A 19,751-nucleotide genomic window follows, 5' to 3' on the forward strand; every position below is an offset into this window, starting at 1 on the left:
CCTGAGGCCGGTCAGGACGCCGGTGTCCTGGGGCCGGACAAGATGCCAGTCTCCTGAGGCCGGACACGACGAAGGCCCGGTCACCTCGAAAGGTGACCGGGCCGACGTCGGACAACCGGGCGGGCTCAGGCGAGCCCGCCGTAGCGGCCGTCGGGGATCAGAGCGGGCGGATGTTCTCCGCCTGGAGGCCCTTGGGGCCCTGCTTGACGTCGAACTCGACGCGCTGGTTCTCCTCGAGCGAGCGGTAGCCGCTCGACTGGATCGCGCTGAAGTGGGCGAACACGTCCTGCCCACCGTCCTCGGGTGCGATGAACCCGAAGCCCTTCTCGGCGTTGAACCACTTGACGGTTCCGAATGCCATGTACTGCTCCTTGCAAGATGCGACGACCCCGGCCTTCGGGATCGCAGGAATCACGGTGTCGTCGTCATCTCTTGGAAGAACGATCGAGGCACTGCAACACGGCAAGCGTACCCGTCCCGGTCCAGGAAAGCCCGATCAATCTCCGTGAGGTGCGCCGAACGGGTCCACGGATGAACTTTCCTTGGGTCTAGAGTGAGCTGGGTCACGTCCTCGTAACAATATCGGCCCGGTCGGCGGATTCGACACGTGAGCGTTACACAAGGTGGCTACTTTCAGCGACCACGACGGGGCAAAGTGCGCCGTTCAGATCCACTCCCGCTTGAAGGGGAACAGCAGAAATGATTCGACGTTCCACGGCTGCGCGCGGTCTCGCGCTAGCGGCAGTCCTCAGCGTGGGCCTGGCAGCCTGCTCCACCTCGGGTTCCGGGGATGGCGGGGGTGAGGGTTCCGCCGATCCGCTCGTCGTCGGCACCATCCTCCCGGTCACCGGTTCCCTCGCGTACCTCGGCCCGCCGGAGGTCGCCGGCGTCGGACTTGCGATCGACCACATCAACGCGGCCGGCGGCGTGCTCGGCAACGACGTGACGCTCGAGACCGGTGACTCCGGCGACTCGACCGACATGAGCGTGTCGACCAACACGGCCACCGACCTCATCGGCAAGGGCGTGCAGGTCGCCATCGGCGCGGCGTCCTCGTCCGTGTCCCAGAACGTGGTGGACCAGTTCACCGAGGCCGGGGTGCTCCAGATCTCGCCCGCGAACACCGCCACGGACCTCTCGGGCGTGAGCGACATGTACACCCGTACCGCCCCGCCGGACACCGTGCAGGGTGCGGCGCTCGGCTCCCTCGTGCTGGACGGCGGGCACCAGAAGGTCGCCTTCCTCGTGCAGAACGAGACCTACGGCACCGGTCTGCGCGACAACGTGCAGAAGGCGATCGAGGCCGCAGGCGCCGAGGCCGTCTACGGCGCGACCGGCGCGGGTGAGGAGTTCGCCCCGGGCGAGACCAACTTCTCGTCCATCGTGACCGACGCGCTGGCCGCTGACCCGGACGCCATCGTCATCCTCGCGTTCGAGGAGACCAAGGCGGCCATGGCCGAGCTGGTCTCCCAGGGCTGGGACTTCGCGGGCAACACCTACCTGTGCGACGGCAACACCGCCGACTACTCGAAGGACTTCGACCCGGGCACCCTCGAGGGCGTCATCGGCACCATCCCCGGCGCCGACCCGGAGCAGTCCTTCAAGGACGAGGCGAACGCCTGGCACGAGGAGAACGAGGGCGAGGCGCTCACCGACTACGCGTACGCCGCTGAGTCGTACGACGCCGTGATCCTCGCCGCGCTCGCCGCGGTGAAGGCGGAGTCGACCGCCGGTACCGACATCGCCGCGGAGATCCGTGCGGTGTCGGGCGCGAACGGTGGCACCGAGGTGTCCACCTTCGAGGAGGGCGTCGAGGCGCTCGAGGCCGGCGAGGAGATCCACTACACGGGTGTCTCCGGCATCGGTCCGATCAACGAGGACAACGACCCGTCGTCCGCGTTCATCGGTGTGTACGAGTACGACGCCGACAACAAGAACGTCTGGACCCGCGTGATCGAGGGGTCCGTCGAGGGCTGACGCTCCCGGCAGACGTGCGACGGAGCCCGGTCACCCCGCGCGGTGACCGGGCTCCGTCGTGTCCCGTTCACGTGGCAGAGGGAGGATGGACGGGAACCCGGGGCGACCGCGCTCCGTTGACCTGGGTGGACCATCAGGACCGAACCCTCACGAAGGACTGAGATCATGGGCTTCCTCGACCGACTGCTCGGCCGCGAGCCACGCGAGCAGACCCCCGGTATGTATCAGGGCGGCCGCGCGCCGCAGCCCCAGTACGGACAGGCGCCAGGCCAGACCCCCGACTACGGCACGGCCCCCGTCTACGGGTCGGCCGCCAGCACCGGCCGCAGCGAGGACGAGGTGGCGATCGAGCGGTACCGCTACCTGCTGCGCACCGCGCCGCCCGACCGGGTCGAGGAGGCCCACGCCGAGGCGTTCGCGCAGCTCACCCCCGAGCAGCGGAACCAGGTGCTGACCCAGCTCAGCGAGACCGTGCCGCCGAGCGAGCGCGCGACGTCGAACGACCCGCGGGACCTGGCCCGCATGGCCACCCGGGCCGAGATGCGCAACCCGGGCACCCTGGAGCGGAACCTGGGCGCGAACCGTGGCCCGGGCTTCGGCACGATGCTCGGTGCCAGCATGCTCGGCACGATCGGCGGCATGGTCATCGGCACGGCCGTCGCGGACATGATGTTCGGCAGCTCCTTCGGCGACCCGGCCCAGGACTTCGCGGGCTCGGAGGGTGAGGCCGGCGGCGAAGGCGGCGGCGAGGCCGGTGCCGAGCCGGTCGAGGCGTCCGGCGCCGACGGCGGTGACGCCGGGGCTGATGCCGGCAGCGACGGCGGCGGCTTCTTCGGCGACTTCGGCGGCGGGGACTTCGGCGGGGGCGACTTCGGGGGCGGCGACTTCTAGGCGCGCTCCGGCGACACAGAGCTGCGGCGAGGCAGGACCGCGACGAGTTCCGGTGCTGCGTCGCCGCAGGTCTGTCCGCTGCGTTTCCATTCGGACGGCCCGTCAGGCGCCGATGAGGCGCAGGAACCCGCCCAGCTCCATGAGGTGCCGGACGCCGTTGGCCTCCAGGTCCCCCGGCAGGTAGTCGGTGAGCCGCGGCGACGAGATCACGACGGCCCGCCACTGCGCGCGCGACACCGCCACGTTGATCCGGTTGCGCGACAGCAGGAACCCCATGCCCCGCGAGACGTTCTCAGGCGCCGACGCGGCGAGCGTCAGGATCGCGACCGGCGCCTCGCGCCCCTGGAACATGTCGACCGTGCCGACCGGCACACCCCCGAGGCCGGCCTCGCGCAGCGCCTGGCGCACGGTGTGGACCTGCGCGTTGTAGGCGGCGACCACGACGACGTCGTCGAGGCCGATGGCGCGGGCCGGGCGGCCGCCGCCCGGCACCCAGGCCCGCCCGATCACGCCCTGCACCTGGCGCACCACCTCGGCCGCCTCCTCGACGGACGACGTCGAGCGGCCCTCGTGGACGACCGGGAGGTGCACGACCCCTGGCGTCACGCCGTCGAGCGAGCGCTCGGTGGTGACCGGGTTGGCCGAGAGCCGGCCGGCGTAGGAGAGCTGCGACACGGCGGCGCAGACCTCCGGGTGCATCCGCCACGACTCGGGCAGCAGGTAGCCGAGCCCGGCGGGCAGCACGGCGCTGCCCGCCGCCAGCCAGGCGAGCGCCGACTCGTCGACCGGCTCGGGGTGCCGGCCCTGGCTGACCTGCGGAAGCTGCTGCGGGTCGCCCAGCAGCAGGAGCCGCTGCGCCGCCCGGCCGACGGCGATGGTGTCGGCGAGGGAGAACTGCCCGGCCTCGTCGATGACGAGCAGGTCGAGCCCTTCGTCGGGCCAGCGCTCGTGCGCGAAGTCCCACGCGGTGCCGCCCACCACACAGCCGTTCGAGCTGCCGGCGACCACATCGGCGAGCTGGCTGCCGGTCACCTCCTGCCAGGGCGGGGTGGAGCCGTCCGCTGTGCCCTTCGCCCGCTGCTTCTTCGCGACCAGCTCTGCGGGCACGCCCGCCTTCTCGACGACGGCGCTGAGCATGTTCTCGACCGCCGCGTGCGACTGCGCGACGACGCCGACACGCCAGCCCGCACGCACGAGCTGCCCGACCACATGCGACCCGACGTGCGTCTTGCCGGTGCCCGGCGGACCCTGGATCGCGAGGTAGGAATGGTCGAGCCGCCGCACCGCGTCGAGGACGGCCGCCTCCAGGTCGAGGCCGCCGTCCGCGGTGCCGAGCTCCGGCAGGTCCCCGCCGTCGACCAGCCTCGGCGGACGCCGGCGCAGCAGGTCGACGGCGGCGCCGTCGGGCAGGGTCCGGTCCGCGTCCCACGAGGCCAGCGCGGCGCGGGCGGCGTCCTCGACCGCCCGCTCCTGCGCGTCGTGCGCGGGGCCGCGCTGCGGCGCGAGCGCGACGGGCGCCTGGTCGTGCGGCTCCGCTCCCCCGGAGAGCCGTTCCCGCAGGACGACGACGTCGCGCCCCGGCGCAGCCTCGGCCTCCTCGCCGCCCAGCTCCTCCCGGATCTCCACGATCACGCCCCCGGAGTGCTCACCCCGCAGGGCCCGCGCCTCGAGCTCGCCCACCACGGGCGGCACCGGCTGGTCGTAGAGCACGTGCACGGCGTCGCCGACGCCGAGGTCGGAGCCGTCGATCCGCGACCCGTCGAGCATGCGCCCCACCAGCTCGATCTCCCGCGACGGAAGCCGGTCACGGCCCACGACGTCCCAGTCCCGGAGCACCCGCGTCCGTTCCACATGAAACGTCGCCCGGCGCCCGGGCCACTCGTCCAGCGGCAGCTCCAGCCGGGCGAAGTGCTCCAGCCAGAACGGCTTCTCCTCCCGCTGGTAGTAGCCGACGGCGGCACCGAGCAGCGCGAGCGCCTGCACCTCGAGCGACCGTTCACCCCGGTTCTCCCCCACCCGCGAGGAGATCTCACCAGCCAGCGCCAACCGCCGCTCCCGCCCCTCCCGCCGAGCCACCACCCGGGGAGATTCCTCGACCTCAGTGGCCCCCTCCCCCGAGACGAACGTCTCCCCGGCACCAACGCCCGCAACCCCCGCGGGCACCTCTCGCTCAAGAGTTCCCTCTTCGCCACCCCCACCCGCAGGCTCCGCCAACCCGCCACCCTCGGAGCGCGCACCCACCTCGAAAGGTGAGCCGACAGCGGAGGCCGTGGGGAGCGAGACCCCGCGCGCGGATGTATCTGTTCCCGAAGTGGAGGGCCCCCTGGGGCCCGTGAACGCATCCGCGCGCGGGGTCTCGCTCCCCACGGCCGACCCGACCGACCCGACAGAAACCCGCGCACCCCGCAACCAGTCGAGCAACCGCAACGTAGACCGGCAGTCGTACTCGTTGTAGTCCAGGATCCGCTGCTTGAGCTCCACCGCACGCTCGTCGCCGTCCGCGGCGAGCTTCGCGTACTCGGCATACTCCGTGACCGACGCCGTAGCGCTCGTGACCCCCTCGCGCGCCGGATCGTCCTGCATGTAGAGCGGTTCGAGCTTCTTGATCGACTTGGACCGGTTCGAGATGCGCAGGCACGACCGGACCACCGCGTACAGGTCGACCAGCACGCCGTCACGCAGGAGCTGGTCCACCTCGTCCTCGTAGACGCCGTGCCGCGCCGCGATGGACAGCAGGTGGGTCTTCTCGTAGGCGGCGTAGTGGTAGACGTGCAGGTCGGGATATGTCTTGCGCCGTTCGGCGAGATAGTCGACGAACCGCACGAGGGCGTCCCGCTCACCCGCCAGGTCGTCGGCCCAGAGCCCGTGGAACGGCGGGGTCCCGTCGTCCGGGCCGGGGCGCTCGACCCAGCCGAAGAGGTAGTCGAGGCCCATCGCGGGCGCCTGGTCGTCGCCGGGCAGGCGCTCCTCCTCCCACAGGGGGTCGCCCTCGAAGTCGAAGAACACGTCGCCAGGGCTCGGCTCGGGGAGCCGGTCGATCGCCTCGGTGGCGACGAGCTGCCAGCGCAGCCGCGCGTCGGGGCTCTCGGGCGAGACGCCCTCCGGCAGGTGGTCGAGCGCGACCGAGCCGTCGCCGTCGTCCAGGCCGAGCTGGAGGCGCGCCTGGGCGCGCAGCACCTCGAAGCGGCTGGCGGCCATGCCGTCGGGCGGTTCCTCGGCGGTCGCGAGCCCGTCGATGGTGGTGATGCCCGACGCCGACAGCTTGGCCCGCTGCACCCCGTACACCCCGCCGACGAGCAGGACGTCGCGGGACTGCTCGGCGGCGTCGGCGCAGTCCTGGCACTCGCGGAGCCGGCCGCACGCCAGGTACCGCTCGTCGCGCCAGCTCACCGGGGCGTCGTCGGCGAGGTGGGCGGCCAGGACCTCGGTGAGGCGGGCGCGGCGCTTGCGGAAGACGGGCAGCAGGTCGGCGAGCCGGTGCGACGTGGTCTCCCCCGTGCCGAGCACGAGATGCACGTCGTCGGTCGGGTCGATCCGTGCGGCCATGAGCTGGTCCGCATAGGCGGCGAGCTGGAGCAGGGCACGGACCTTGGTGCGGCGCGCGAGCTTGGAGTCGTGCACGGCGTACCGCGGCACGACGCCGCCGGGGTCGCCCAGCCGGATCTCCTCGCCGAGCGGGTCGCGCACGAGGAAGTCGGCCCGGCCGTGGAACTGCCCGTCGAAGAACGAGGCCTGGTAGACGACGTCGGCACCCTGTTCGAGGGCGGCCAGCGTGCGGTCGTGCGCATCGGTCAGCTCGTCGCGCGACATCCGGCGCGCCGGCGCGACCTCGAGCACGCCGCCGGGCTGTCCGTCGCCGGCCCGGCCGAAGGCGCGGAGGTGACCCTCCAGGACGCGGCGCTCGTGATCCTCCCCCAGCGCCGCCGTGCGGGCGAGCATCTCGTCCTCCTCTCGCGCCCGGCGTGGGCTGCGGCCGAGCAGCTCGTCGAGGCGGCGCAGCAGGCGGAACTCGCACTCGCCCGCGATCACGAGGTCGCTGGCCGAGTGCACGAGTGTGCTGGCGTCTTCACGCTCCAGGAGGAACATGTCCCCAGGTCTACCAGCCGCCTCCGACACGAGCGCGCTACTGTCGCTCTGACAGGCGGTAGATATGTCCGGTTCGACCCTGACTTCTGGCGTCAACCCGCCTGGATGGCCGATAGTGGGGCCGACCGTATCGAAGGAGCAACCATGCCCGTGCGCTTCAACCCGCCTCCGGGTTGGCAGGTGCCCCCGGGATTCCGACCCGACTCCACCTGGGCTCCCGACCCGTCGTGGCCGCCGGCCCCGCCCGGTTGGGACTACTGGGTCGACCGGCCCGACACTCCCGGGAGCGACGCCGGACCGCGCGGTGCCACGCCCGCCGCGCCGTCGGCGCCCGCCGCACCGCCGATCCTCGCCGCGCCCCCCGCGGACACCGCACCCCCGGCCTCCGTCGCACCGCCGGCTCCCGCCGCGCCGCCCGCGGACACCGCGGAAGCGGGCGCGGACACGAGGACCGTCGCGATCCAGGTGATCGACGGCCCGGGCGGCCGCCCGGCACCCCCGCCGTCCAACGCACCCAGCGTCTCGCCCGCCGAGGCCATGGGCTCGACCATGACCATGGCGCCCATCGCGGCTCCCCCGGCCCCCGGTCAGCCCCGCCCGGGCTCCGGCCCGCAGCCCGTCTACCCGCCGGCGCCCGCGACGACGCCCCCGCCCCCGCCGCCGGAGAGCAAGAAACCGACCACCGGCGTGCTCGCGGCGCTCAAGGGGCTCGGCGGCCGCAAGGCGACGGCGCCCGTCGGCGCACCCCCGGGGCAGCGGCCCGCACCCGGCGCGCCGGGTCCCGGCCCGCTGAGCATCGACGACGCGAACTACCGCTCCGGCGGGTCGATGCCCCCCGGAGCCGTGCCTGCCGGGGCCATGGGGGCCGGCCCGCGTCCCGGCGGCCCCGCGCGCCAGAACGGCTCGCGCCCGCCCGGAGCCGGGCTCATGGTCGCGATCGGCGTGGCAGGGCTCGCGCTGGGCGTCATCGTCGGTGTGGTCATCACGGCCGGCCAGCAGGCCGACGCGAACCAGGCGATCACCGACGCGCAGAACATCCAGTCGCAGATCGACGAGCAGCGCGCCGAGATCGAGGCCGAACGTGCCCAGGTCGAGAAGCAGCGCGACGAGGTGGCCGCACGGGAGCAGGCGCTCGGCGACCGCGAGGCCCAGCTCGAGGAGCGGGAGACCGCGCTCGAGCAGCAGGAGCAACAGCAGCAGCAGCAGGAAGAGCAGCAGGAGGACCAGGAGGGAGACGGCGACAACGGCTGGGGCAACGGCAACGGCACCGTCTTCTACTGGAACTGCGACGCCGTACGCGCCGCCGGCGCGGCGCCCCTCGCGAGCAACCAGCCGGGCTACCTGCCGCACCTCGACGGGAACGGCAACGGCATCGCCTGCGAGGACGGCGAGTAGTCCCGACGCCCGGGCGACGGAACCCAGCCCCTAGGGGCCACGGAACCGAGACCGGACGGAACCAAGACCCGGGCACGCCAGCCGAGAACAGAAGCGCCCAAGAACAAAGAGAACGGGCCGAGGCAGATCCCCAGACTCTGCCTCGGCCCGCTCGTGTGTTCCCGGCCCACGCCATCTCCCCAGACGAGACGTGGACCGGGAAGTCTGTTACCCCCCGAAGAGTCCCTCCAGGAGTTCACCGAGGCCCAGCGGATCGCTGTCCTCGGGAGTCTCGGTCGGCGCCGGCCTGCTCGGCACCGGGCTGGGCGACACCTCGCCGTCGGGCTGGACCTCGCCCGTCGAGGCGAGCTGCAGCGCCTCGCTCATGTCGATCAGGCACAGCCGCCAGACGTTGGAGTCCACGCCGGGCGGCGCCCGCCAGAACGACCGGCCCGTGAGCTGCGGCGGCGCCGTCCAGCTGGTCCCGGTGCGCTGTGCGACGCACGCCTCCATCGCCGGGACCTCGTTCGCCTGCGCGTTCTCGGCCAGCATCGGGGCGAGCTCCGCCACCATCGGCGCCGGTGCCACGGCCTGCGGCGTCGCCACCGTCTTGGCCGCGACGTCGTGGATGACCGCGCAGTCGGGCGAGGTGCTGCGGCACCACGAGGCGCTCCAGGTGCCCTGGCTCGCGTAGACGAACCCGCGCGGCTCCGCCGTCGAGCGGTCCACCTGCAGGACCCGCATCCACACACTGCCGTCGCCGAGCACGTCGAACGGCGTGACGCGGAGCGACGCGCCCGCCTGGGACGCACCCGTGCCGGCGCCGCCGGTTCCGGCCCCCGGTGACGCGGACGCCCCCTGCGCGTCCGCGGCACCATCGGTCTGCGGGTCGTCGAAGACAAGGAACTGGTCCCCCTCGGTCGCCCCGGACGAGAAGCCGAACACGAGTGCCGGACCGCCGTCGGACGGCAGGACCATCGCGTCGGACGTGACGCCGCGCCAGAGCAGGGTTCCGCCGAGGTTCCCCGCGCGGAGGTTCGCCAGGGCGGTGTCGCCGCCCGAGAGCACCTCCAGGTCCGTCGCGCTGTGGCGCCCGTCGATCTTCGCCAGGGTCACCACCGCGAGGTACCGTTCGCCGCCCCCTGCGTCCAGCCCCAGGTCGAGCACGGCGGTGTCGGCGTCGACGCGGTAGGCCGCCGGCTTCGCCACCGTGGCCACGCCCGGCGCGAGGTACGCGACCTCGGCCTCCGGGTCCGGCGACGGGATGGCGGTGGGCGACGGCGGTGCGGGCTCGACCGGAACCGTCTCCATGAGCTGCGGCACCTCGGTGCTGGGCGCCACCTCGACCGGCGCGCTGCTCCACAGGCCCGGGATGCCGGGGAGCGCACCCGCCGCACCCGCGCCGACCGTGGCGAGCGCCAGCGTGGAGGCCAGCGTGACGCTCGCACGCCGCGTGGTGTGCTTGCGCCGGCTCGACCGCAGCACGCTGTCCAGATCCAGCGTCGACGGCGGCACCGCCGCGTGCGCCGACTCGCGGATCCGGGCGACGAAGTCGTCGTCGGGAGCGCCGTGGGAGGGGTTCATGTTCATCGGGTTCCGCCCAGTGAGTCGAGATCGAGGATCGCGCGCAGGTGGGCGAGGCCGCGCGAGGCTGTGGACTTGACGGTGCCGAGCGGGATGCCGAGCTCGCTCGACACCTCGGACTCCGAGAGGTCCAGGAGATGACGCAGCACCACGACTCGGCGCTGCTTCAGGGGGAGGCGCAGCAGGGCGCGCACGACGGCGTCGCGGTCGTCCACGGTGCGCGTGGGCGTCCTGGCCGACTGGCGAGCGACCTGGACCTCGTCCTGCGGCAGCTCGTCGGGGCCGGTCAGGATCTCGCGCCGCGTGCGGCGCCAGGTATCGATCCGCAGGTTGGCCAGCACCCGCCGCGCATACACCAGCGGGTCGCCCTGCCGGGCCTTGTGCCAGTGGCGGTAGCACCGCTCGAAGGTCTGCTGGGTGAGCTCCTCGGCACGGTGCGCATCACCGCTCAGAAGGAAGGCCATCCGGTGCAGCGGATCCTTGGCCTCTCGCATGAACGCCGTGAACTCTTCGTTCTTCGTAGCCTGTGCGTTCCTGCGCGCGTGAGTGGCCCTGGGCCGGTCTGTACGCACGGGCAGCGAGGCTACGTCATCGGCGGCCACCGCCCCACCCCGTACCACCGTGAGCGGCCGGGTGGCTGGGACGGATTCGGCCTCGGTCGTGCTGGTCGTGGTGGATGAGGAGTCTGGGGTGTTCTGCTCGGTGGTCACGGTCTCCAGGTCGTCCGCAGAGCTGGAGTCGGCGCGCACGACGCGCAGGATCACGGGCTCGATGACCCATGACTCTGGCGCCTGGACGCGCGGACTCGTGACTGTCACGAACGGAACACGGGCTGACCGGGACGAAGGTTCCATATGGATCTACAGAAATTCGTCGGAACAGTGTGATCCGGACCACGCCACCGCCGATCCGCCGGATTCCGGCGGACAGGGGTGCTTCGCCGCCGCCCCGCGAACGGTTCTTACGAGGTCCTGACGCCCCCGGTCCGACGCCGGGATTCCGCCCGGCCCACCCGTACCCTGAGGCGTGGCCAGAGTTCTCGTGATCGACGACGACGCCACCGTCGCGCAGGTGGTCGTCGCCTACCTCGAACGCGCCGGTGTCGCCGCCGAGCATGCCGCCGACGGCCCCGCCGGCCTGGCCGCCGCCGCCGCGAACCCGCCCGACGCCGTCGTGCTCGACCTCATGCTGCCCGGCATCGACGGCCTCGAGGTCTGCCGGCGGCTGCGCGCAGCCCGCGCCGACCTGCCCGTGCTCATGCTGACGGCGCGCGGCGAAGAGGAGGACCGCGTGCTGGGCCTGCAGCTCGGCGCCGACGACTACGTGGTCAAGCCCTTCAGCCCGCGCGAGCTCGTGCTGCGGGTGCAGTCCCTGCTGCGCCGGGCCGGTGCCGGCGTCGGCCCGGCGGATCCGGCCCGGCCGGGCGCGGAACCCGGCGGGACGGCCTGGCCGCCCGGCGCGACGGCCCGGCTCGGCGCCGTCGCGGCGCCGTCCGGCCCGCCCCCCGCGGGCGGTTCCGGCTCCCCGGAGGCTGCGGTCGCCCTGTACGACGGCGACCTGCGCCTCGACCCCGTGGCGCACCGCGTCACGCGGTCCGGAACCGAGCTGCAGCTCACGGTGCGCGAGTTCGAGCTGCTGCGCTGGTTCCTCACCCACCCCGGCCAGGTGCACGACCGCGAGGCACTCATGCGCGGCGTCTGGGGCTGGGAGTACGGCGACCAGTCGACCGTGACGGTGCACGTCCGGCGGCTGCGCGAGAAGGTGGAGGCCGACCCCTCCCGGCCGAAGCGCCTGGTGACCGTATTCGGCGTCGGCTACCGGTGGGACGCCACGCCGCCGACTCCGGCGCCGCCCGGCCCGGCGGGCCCTGCAGCGACGGGAGGCGCCGCGTGAACAACCTCGAAGGCGTGATCCTGTCCGTCTCTGTCGCCGCCGTGGTGGGCACGGCGGGCGCGTTCGCCCTGTTCGCCCTGGCCCGCCGCCGGGTCGCGCTCGCGGCGACCCTCGCCCCGCTCGTCGTGGTGGGCTCGGTCGCGGCGGGCGTCTACGCGAGCGCCCGGGCGATGTTCCTGTCCGACGACGACTCCACGACCGTCCTGCTGCTCCTGCTCGCGACGGTTCCGGTGGCGCTCGCCGTCGGACTGGTGCTGACCGCGCGCATCCGCAGGGTGACCACGGCGGCCGCCGCCGAGAAGGCGGCCCGCGAGCGCGACCGCGAGGTCGAGCTGCGCCGCCGCGAGATGGTGGCCTGGGTGTCGCACGACCTGCGCACGCCGCTGGCCGCCGTGCGGGCCCTGGCGGAGGCGCTGGAGGACGGCGTCGGCCGGGTGGACGAGTACGTGCCCCGCATCCTGGCGGAGAACCGGCGCATGGCCGCCATGGTCGACGACCTGCTCGCCCTCTCCCGCCTCCAGTCCTCGACGACGACGCTGCGCCGCGAGCCGGTGGCCGTCGCCGACCTCGCCTCCGACGCGATCGCCGCCGCCCAGCCCCTTGCCGACGCCGGCGGGGTCACCCTCGCCTGGGACGTCACCGATCCGGTCGTGACGTCGCTCGACGCCCAGGACGTCGGGCGGGCGCTGCAGAACCTGCTGGTGAACGCGATCCGGCACACCGGCCCGGGCGGCACGGTGCGCGTGGCGGTGGCGTGCGAGGACTCCGCCGGGGCCGCGGCCAAGAACCCGGGCGCCAAGCCCGACGCCAAGCCGGCCAAGACCGTGGTGATCGCCGTCGAGGACGAGTGCGGCGGCATCCCGGAGGCGGACCTCGGCCGCGTCTTCGAGGCGGGCTGGCGCAGCTCCGGCGCGCGCACGCCCGAGCGCGGGGACACCCCGGGAAGCGGGGCGGGCCTCGGCCTCTCCATCGTCCGTGGAGTGGCCGAGGCCCACGCGGGGACGGCGTCGGTCAGCAACGTGAACGGCGGCTGCCGCTTCGAGGTCCGCCTGCCGGCCTGAGGCTCCGGGTCGGAGGCACGGGTCACGCGAGAGACCCGCACCTCCGGCCCGCACGGTCACAGCACGTGCGCCAGGAAGTCCCTGGTGCGCTGCTCCTTCGGGTCGTCGAGCACCGCCGACGGCTTGCCCGACTCGACGATCACGCCGTCGTCCATGAACACGACGTGGTCGGCGACCTCGCGGGCGAACCCGATCTCGTGCGTCACCACGATCATCGTCATGCCGGACCGCGCCAGGTCCTTCATCACCGACAGCACCTCGCCCACGAGCTCGGGGTCGAGCGCCGACGTCGGCTCGTCGAACAGCATGAGCTCCGGGTCCATCGCCAGCGCCCGCGCGATGGCCACCCGCTGCTGCTGGCCGCCGGAGAGCTGCGCCGGGTAGTGGTCCATCCGCTCGGCCAGCCCCACGCGCTCGATCAGCTCCAGCGCCCGCTGCCGGGCCGCCTGCTTCGACAGGCCGCGCACCTGCACCGGCGCCTCCATGACGTTCTCCAGCGCCGTCATGTGCGGGAACAGGTGGAACCGCTGGAACACCATGCCGATCCGCGAGCGCTGCCGCGCCACCGCCTTGGGGTGCAGCCGGTGCAGCACACCCTTGGCGTCCTTCCGGTAGCCCATGAGGTCACCGCCGACGACGACGGAGCCGCCGGTGATCTCCTCCAGCTCGTTGATGCAGCGCAGCAGGGTGGACTTGCCGGACCCGGACGGGCCGAGGATCACCGTGACGGACCCGCGCACGACGTCGAGGTCCACACCCTTCAGGACGTGCACGGCGTCGTGCCCGTGGCCGAACACCTTGTGCACGCCGCGCACGGTGACCATGTCCACGGCGTCGACAGCGTGGGCAGGGGGATCGACGACGCTCATGGCGTCACCTCCTTGGCGATGTCCACCTTCACGGTACCGGCGGCCGCGATCGCGGCCTGCCGGCCGCCCGGACCCTTCCCGCGGCCCCGGCGCCGGGTGCTCGTGCCGAACCCGCGCCCGTAGTACTGCTCCAGGTAGTGCTGGCCCACCATCAGGACCGAGGTGATGAGCAGGTACCAGAGCGCGGCGATGACCAGGAACGGGATGGGCAGGAACTCGCGGTTGCCCATCGCGGACGTCGCGAACTGCAGCTCCAGCGTGAACGGCACGGCGACCACGAGGGACGTGGTCTTGAGCATCGAGATGGTCTCGTTGCCGGTCGGCGGCACGATGACGCGCATGGCCTGCGGCAGCACGATGCGGCGCATGATCTTGCCGTCCTTCATCCCGAGGGCCTTCGCCGCCTCGGTCTGGCCTGGATCCACCGAGGTCAGGCCCGCGCGCACGATCTCGGCGAGGTACGCCGCCTCGTTGAGCGCGAGGCCGAGGAGCGCCGCCCAGAAGGCGGTGATCACGTCGTCGGTACGGAACGAGAAGAACTCGGGACCGAAGGGGATGCCCAGCGACAGCCGCGGGTAGAGCACGGCGATCAGGCCCCAGAAGATGAGCTGGGTGTAGATCGGCGTCCCGCGGAAGAACCAGATGTAGACCCAGCTCACCCAGCGCATCACCGGGTTGTCCGACCGGCGCATCATCGCGAGCGTGACCGCGAGCACCACGGCGATCGCCATGGACGCGAACGTGAGCACCAGCGTCCACATGACGCCCCGGATCACCACGACGTCACGCAGGTAGAGCCAGACCACGTCCCAGCGGAAGTTCTCGTTGGTGATCAGCGCGTTGGCCACCATGGCGGCCAGCACGAGCACCACGGCCGCCGCGACGAGCCGGCCGGGTCGCGGCACGGGCCGCGCGTGGATGCGGTTGGGCACGGGGTCGCCCGCGGGGGTCTGCGTCGTCACGTCGCCCCTCCTTCCCTCGAAAAGATGAGTGCACGGTACCCGCGGCAGCACGTGGTGCTGACCACGGGCGCCGTGCACCCGAGCGGACGGGTCACTCGGCCGGGTTCAGCTCGGCCTCGTCCACGACGGCGTCCTGGCTGCCCCAGGCGGCGAAGGCCTCCTCGAGCACACCGTCGTCGATCAGCTTCTGCACGGCGGCCTGGACGGCCTCGGTCAGCTTCTCGTCGTCCTGCGCGACGGCGATGCCGTACGGCGCCGCGTCCAGGACGTCGCCGATGGTCTCGACCTCGCCACCGGTCTGCTCGACCGCGTAGGCGGTGATCGGCGAGTCGGCGTACATGGCCTGGAGCTTGCCGCCCACGAGGTTGGTGGTCACGTCGGCCTGCGACTCGTAGCGCACGACGTCGATGGGCTCCTCGCCGTCCTCCTCGCACGTCTTGGTGGCCTCGGTGAGCTCCTCGTCCTGGATGGTCGAAGTCTGCACGCCGATGGTGCTGCCGCACAGGTTCTCCGGGTCGAAGTCCTCCGGGTTGCCCGCCGCGACGCCGTACTGCGAGCCGGCGGTGGCGTAGCTGATCATGTTGACCTGGGCCGTGCGCTCGTCCGTGATGGTGAACGCGGAGACGCCCAGGTCGTACTTCGAGCCGATCGCGGGGATGATCCCGTCGAACGCGGCCGACTGGACGTCGGCCTCCAGGCCGAGCACCGCGGCGACGGCGTTGACCATGTCGACGTCGAACCCGACCGGCGTCTCGCCGTCGACGTCGATGAACTCCGCGGGCGCGTACGCGGTGTCCGAGCCGACGGACAGCGTGCCCTTGTCGGCGATCTCCTTCGGGAGCAGTGCGGCGATCTCGTCGTCGACCTCGATGGTCGAGGGGTCGAACGACGCATCGGCGCTAGCCTCGTCGGAAGCGCCGGTGCCGGCGTCCGCCGGCTGCTGCGACGCGTCGGTGCACGCGGTCAGGGCGAGGGTGGCCACGGCGAGTGCTGCGGTGGCGGTCAGGGCGGAAAGCCTGCGCATCAGGGGTCTCCTGGTCGGGTTATCAAGACATCTCGCGAGGCCCCTGTACGACCCGACAGATCTCTGTCATCAGGGGAGCAGAGAACCCGACGGCGCCTGGGGCGCCTCGACTCGAGTCTCACCCAACCGTGACTGGTCGCTGGCGTAAACCCGCAAGTTTGAGACGATTGTCACACTGTGATGAAGGGCATGTTTCTGATAGATTTCGCCCGCTTCACAGCGGGCTGACCTGCGCTTACGTCTGCCGGCCGTCAGGTGTCGTGCTCGACCGGCTCGTCCGGGCGGTCCTCCGGGCCGCCCTCGTGCTGCCAGCCGTGCGGCCAGTCGGTCCGCTCCGGCCGCCGGGCCAGGGCCACGATGCTCACCGCGAGCCCGCCCCACACGACGACGAGCGAGACGACCAGCAGTGTGATCGCTGCGCCGCTCATGACTTACCTCCGAACGTCGGCCAGGCATCGAACTCGTCGGGCTGGACGCGCCACCGCATCCGGGTGAGCACGAGCGCCATCACCACGAACAGGGCGACGATGCCCCAGCCCATCACGTTGAGATACCACCCGGGGTACCCCTCGTAGCCCTCCAGGACCAGGCTCACGATGCGCGAGACCAGCATGGCCGTGAGCACTACAGGGCCGAGCACGACGATGCAGAACGTCCACCAGCGGCCCACCGGGATGGTGGACACCCCGTTCAGGTGGAACCGCATCTCCTCGGTCCGCCGCAGCACCCACCCGATGACGACGGTCGTCGCGACCGCCGAGGCCACGATGCCGATGTTGTTGGCCCACTGGTCGACGGTGTCGAGCGCGACCAGGCCCGTGGTGGTGGAGAACGCCAGCACGGAGAGCACCGCCGACACCACACCGATGCGGACGGAGGCCTGCACGCGCGTCCAGCCGAACTTCTCCTGGAACGACGCCGAGACCACCTGCAGGATGGACAGCAGCGACGTGTAGCCGGCCATCACCAGCGAACCGAAGAACAGCGCTCCGAACAAGCCTCCGGCCGGCATCTGCGAGACCAGGGCGGGGAACGTCACGAACGCGAGGATGGGGCCGGTGATGCCCTCCAGCTCCGCCACGGCGAGGCCCTGCTCGTGGGCGAGGAAGCCGAGCGCTGCGAACACGCCGATGCCGGCGAACACCTCGAAGCCCGAGTTGGCGAACGCGACCACGAAGCCGGGCGAGGTCAGGTTGGCGCGGCGCCTGCGGTACGACGCGTACGTGATCATGATCCCGAACGCGATGGACAGCGAGAAGAAGATCTGGCTGTAGGCGGCTATCCACACGTTCGGGTCGGCCATCGCGCCCCAGTCAGGGGTGAACAGCGCGTTCAGCCCGTCGGCGGCGCCCGGCAGGAACAGGGCCCGCACCACGAGCGTGCCGAACGCGAGCAGCAGCAGCGGCATGAACACCAGGTTGACCTTCTCCAGGCCCTTGGCCACGCCCGCCGCAAGCACGACGATCGTCGCCACCCACACGAGCGCCAGGGGGATCAGCACAGCGGGCACGAAGTCGAGCGTGAACCAGGGGTCGGCGCCGCCGACGTCGGCGAGCTGGAGGTAGGTGCCGGTGAAGAAGGCCGCCGTGTCGTCGCCCCAGCGCAGGTCGAACGAGTACACGAAGAAGCTGAGCGCCCACGCGATGATCACCGCGTAGTAGACGGCGATGACGAAGCAGATGGCCACCTGGAACCAGCCGAGGCCTTCCAGCCAGTGCTTGACCCGGCGGAACGCCAGCGGCGCCGAGCCACGGAACCGGTGCCCGACCGCGTAGTCGAGGAACAGGATGGGGATGCCCGCCGTAAGCAGCGCGATCAGGTAGGGCACCAGGAAGGCGCCACCGCCGTTCTCGTAGGCCACCCCCGGGAAGCGCCAGATGTTCCCCAGTCCGACGGCGGACCCGACGGCGGACAGGATGAAGCCCAGCTGCCCGCTGAACTCCTCGCGCTTCTCGGGCTCCGCGGTAGTGCTCTGCGCGTCGCTCATGCTCCGATCCTCCGAGAAAATCACCCGAAACGCGAACTTGACCTCGGGCAGGCGTTCTGCAGGGCGTCACCCGGCGAGCAGCTTCTCCACGTATCCGCCGCGGAACGTGCCGGTCGGGTCGAGGCGCGCGGCCAGCTCGACGAAGTCGCCGAACCGCGGGTAGAGGCCCGGAAGGTCGGCCACGGGGACCATGAACAGCTTGCCCCAGTGCGGCCGTGCGCCGAGCGGCAGCAGCGCCGCCTCCAGCTCCGGCAGCACGGCCCGGACGCCCGGCCAGTCCTGCCGCCAGGTGAAGTGCAGGGCCAGGCTGTCGCCCGGCGTGGTGCTGAGCCACAGGCCGTCGCCGGCGACCGTGCGGATCTCGGACGTGAGCAGCAGCGGCCCGATCCGGTCCCCGAGGGCACGCACGGCGCGGACGGCGTCGGCCCCCGCCACGCGCGGCAGCAGGTACTCCGACTGCAGCTCCTCGCCCAGCGACGGCGTGAAGTCCAGGCGGAAGTGCGGCAGCCGCTCGAACCACGGCCCGGGCACCCCGCCCTGCTCTGTGCACGCGACCGCCGCGACGTTCGGCAGCGGGTGCATCGCCCGGGTCGCCGGGGCCGCCCCGAGCTGGGCCGGGAGCGCCGGGGCCGCGCCCACGCCGTCGTCCACCCGGGACTTGCACCAGACCAGGCGGACGTCGGGCTCGAACCAGCTCGTGAAGACGCTCACAGAGTAGGCGCTGCCCATGACGGCGTCGAGGTTCTCGAACAGCGCGTCCCACGGCAGGCCGGTGAACACGTCCTGGCGCACGTCGAACGTCGGCGCCGTGGCGAGCTCCACCCGGGTCACGACCCCGAGGGCGCCGAGCGCCACGACCGATCCCGGAAAGTCGGCGTCACCCCGGCGCAGCGTCCGCACCTCGCCGTCGGCGGTCACCAGCTCCACGCCGACGACGTCCCCCGCGAGCGAGCGCGTCCCGTCACCCGAGCCGTGGGTTCCGGTCGCGACGGCGCCGGCCACCGAGATGTGCGGCAGCGAGGCCATCGCGGCCAGCGCCCGGCCCTGCGCGTGCAGGTCGGCCACGACGTCGCCGTAGCGCAGGCCGCCGCGGACCGATGCCACACCCGTCACGGGGTCGACCTCGAGGGCCGCCCTGCCGTCGTCGAGCTGGTCGAGCTGGACGTGCACGCCCGTCGTGTCGGCGACGTCGCAGAACGAGTGGCGTGACCCGAGGGCCCGGACGCGGGGCTCGCCGGCGACGATGCCGGCAAGCTCCGCGAGGGTCCGGGGACGCTCGACGCGCGCGGAGGAGTAGGTGAGGTTCGCTGCCCAGTTCTTCACCGGACCAGGGTGCCACCCCTGCGCCCCCGCCGGACGCGAGCGTTCAGACTGTGTCAGCGGCCTGTGTCAGCGGCGGCTCAGGCGCTGGCCGCGGCGTTGCGGACCACCGGGATCCGCTGACTGATACCGACCATGTCGAGGACCTCCATCACCACGGCCGACGGCTCGCGGAGCAGCACGGGCGAACCCGTCTCCTCGCCGAGCACGAACACCTGGAGGATGAAGGCGACCCCGGAGGAGTCGATGAACGTGACGTCCCGAGCGTCGACGATGACGGGATCGGGGTCGGGTCGTGCCGCGAGCGTGGCCATCGCCTCGCTCGCGTTCTCGCGCAGGAGTGCGTCGATGTCACCCCAGAGGGTCAGCACCGTGCCCTCGTAGGTGTTCCGGCACGCAATACCGGATCCCAGTCGTCCGGGAACCATGTCCTGCGCTGTGTCTGACGGGAGAGGGTCCATGGGGTCATTCGCTCCGTCCTGCATTGGTCGGGCCTCGACTTCGTTAGACGCTGACGTCCACACACTGACGTGGACGTCGACTTGGACACTTCTTGGTGCTGTCTGACCACTCCTTGCCCCACCGGGGCAAGAATTGCCTACGGCGAGTGTTCACCCGGCACCCGGCTTCCGTCCACCCCCCAGGCGTTACGGTCACGTTGCACGAAGGAGAACTGGCCGGGCTTCCGCATCGTCGCGGGCCTGCTCGGCGCCTGCCCGAGAG

At 72.1% G+C, this 19,751-nt stretch carries 16 protein-coding genes; 5 read left to right on the forward strand and 11 right to left on the reverse strand.

The window, feature by feature from the left end; all coding sequences use genetic code 11:
• Nucleotides 1-157: 157 nt before the first annotated feature.
• A complete protein-coding gene (locus AC0QU1_RS26015) occupies nt 158-361 on the reverse strand; it encodes a cold-shock protein (RefSeq protein ID WP_020017413.1) in 204 nt (67 codons plus the stop codon).
• A 338-nt stretch (nt 362-699) separates the two neighbouring features.
• Here AC0QU1_RS26015 and AC0QU1_RS26020 point away from each other — a divergent pair, with 338 nt between their 5' ends.
• Together AC0QU1_RS26020 and AC0QU1_RS26025 are read left to right on the forward strand one after the other, a co-directional pair.
• Nucleotides 700-1,977: an ABC transporter substrate-binding protein gene (locus tag AC0QU1_RS26020; RefSeq protein ID WP_483573539.1), complete on the forward strand. Its 1,278-nt coding sequence runs from the start codon at nt 700-702 to the stop codon at nt 1,975-1,977.
• 165 nt (nt 1,978-2,142) lie between these two features.
• On the forward strand, nt 2,143-2,868 hold the full coding sequence (locus tag AC0QU1_RS26025; protein WP_483573540.1) for a hypothetical protein: 726 nt from the start codon (nt 2,143-2,145) through the stop codon (nt 2,866-2,868).
• Between the two features lie 102 nt (nt 2,869-2,970).
• Here AC0QU1_RS26025 and AC0QU1_RS26030 read toward each other — a convergent pair whose 3' ends face one another.
• Nucleotides 2,971-6,954, reverse strand: a complete 3,984-nt coding sequence (locus AC0QU1_RS26030) for a TM0106 family RecB-like putative nuclease (RefSeq protein ID WP_483573541.1) — start codon at nt 6,952-6,954, stop codon at nt 2,971-2,973.
• A gap of 144 nt (nt 6,955-7,098) precedes the next feature.
• Here AC0QU1_RS26030 and AC0QU1_RS26035 point away from each other — a divergent pair, with 144 nt between their 5' ends.
• The gene (locus tag AC0QU1_RS26035) at nt 7,099-8,349 is read left to right on the forward strand and encodes an excalibur calcium-binding domain-containing protein (RefSeq protein ID WP_483573542.1); all 1,251 of its coding nucleotides are present in this window, start codon (nt 7,099-7,101) and stop codon (nt 8,347-8,349) included.
• A 207-nt stretch (nt 8,350-8,556) separates the two neighbouring features.
• Here AC0QU1_RS26035 and AC0QU1_RS26040 read toward each other — a convergent pair whose 3' ends face one another.
• On the reverse strand, nt 8,557-9,912 hold the full coding sequence (locus tag AC0QU1_RS26040) for a hypothetical protein (RefSeq protein ID WP_483616341.1): 1,356 nt from the start codon (nt 9,910-9,912) through the stop codon (nt 8,557-8,559).
• Nucleotides 9,913-9,914: 2 nt separating this feature from the next.
• A complete protein-coding gene (locus AC0QU1_RS26045; protein ID WP_483616343.1) occupies nt 9,915-10,376 on the reverse strand; it encodes a SigE family RNA polymerase sigma factor in 462 nt (153 codons plus the stop codon).
• Between the two features lie 562 nt (nt 10,377-10,938).
• Here AC0QU1_RS26045 and AC0QU1_RS26050 point away from each other — a divergent pair.
• Both AC0QU1_RS26050 and AC0QU1_RS26055 read left to right on the forward strand, forming a co-directional pair.
• Complete coding sequence (locus AC0QU1_RS26050; protein ID WP_483573544.1) at nt 10,939-11,805, forward strand: response regulator transcription factor; 867 nt, start codon at nt 10,939-10,941, stop codon at nt 11,803-11,805.
• Complete coding sequence (locus AC0QU1_RS26055) at nt 11,802-12,866, forward strand: sensor histidine kinase (RefSeq protein WP_483573545.1); 1,065 nt, start codon at nt 11,802-11,804, stop codon at nt 12,864-12,866. The genes AC0QU1_RS26050 and AC0QU1_RS26055 overlap by 4 nt, the downstream gene beginning before the upstream one ends.
• 56 nt (nt 12,867-12,922) lie before the next feature.
• Here the strand turns inward: AC0QU1_RS26055 and AC0QU1_RS26060 are convergent, their stop codons facing one another.
• The 7 genes from AC0QU1_RS26060 to AC0QU1_RS26090 all read right to left on the reverse strand — a co-directional run bounded on the left by AC0QU1_RS26060 (nt 12,923) and on the right by AC0QU1_RS26090 (nt 19,456).
• Complete coding sequence (locus AC0QU1_RS26060; RefSeq protein WP_483573546.1) at nt 12,923-13,735, reverse strand: amino acid ABC transporter ATP-binding protein; 813 nt, start codon at nt 13,733-13,735, stop codon at nt 12,923-12,925.
• Complete coding sequence (locus AC0QU1_RS26065; protein ID WP_483573547.1) at nt 13,732-14,697, reverse strand: amino acid ABC transporter permease; 966 nt, start codon at nt 14,695-14,697, stop codon at nt 13,732-13,734. The genes AC0QU1_RS26060 and AC0QU1_RS26065 overlap by 4 nt, the downstream gene beginning before the upstream one ends.
• A 91-nt stretch (nt 14,698-14,788) precedes the next feature.
• Nucleotides 14,789-15,721, reverse strand: a complete 933-nt coding sequence (locus AC0QU1_RS26070; RefSeq protein ID WP_483573548.1) for an ABC transporter substrate-binding protein — start codon at nt 15,719-15,721, stop codon at nt 14,789-14,791.
• 251 nt (nt 15,722-15,972) lie between these two features.
• Nucleotides 15,973-16,149, reverse strand: a complete 177-nt coding sequence (locus AC0QU1_RS26075; protein WP_483573549.1) for a methionine/alanine import family NSS transporter small subunit — start codon at nt 16,147-16,149, stop codon at nt 15,973-15,975.
• Complete coding sequence (locus tag AC0QU1_RS26080; RefSeq protein WP_483573550.1) at nt 16,146-17,708, reverse strand: sodium-dependent transporter; 1,563 nt, start codon at nt 17,706-17,708, stop codon at nt 16,146-16,148. The genes AC0QU1_RS26075 and AC0QU1_RS26080 overlap by 4 nt, the downstream gene beginning before the upstream one ends.
• Nucleotides 17,709-17,774: 66 nt before the next feature.
• Nucleotides 17,775-19,031 (reverse strand): FAD-binding protein, encoded by a 1,257-nt coding sequence (locus AC0QU1_RS26085; RefSeq protein ID WP_483573551.1) that lies wholly within the window; start codon nt 19,029-19,031, stop codon nt 17,775-17,777.
• Between the two features lie 77 nt (nt 19,032-19,108).
• Nucleotides 19,109-19,456 (reverse strand): STAS domain-containing protein, encoded by a 348-nt coding sequence (locus tag AC0QU1_RS26090; protein ID WP_483573552.1) that lies wholly within the window; start codon nt 19,454-19,456, stop codon nt 19,109-19,111.
• Nucleotides 19,457-19,751 lie beyond the last annotated feature (295 nt).

It is taken from the genome of Promicromonospora noduliphila, assembly GCF_056951025.1.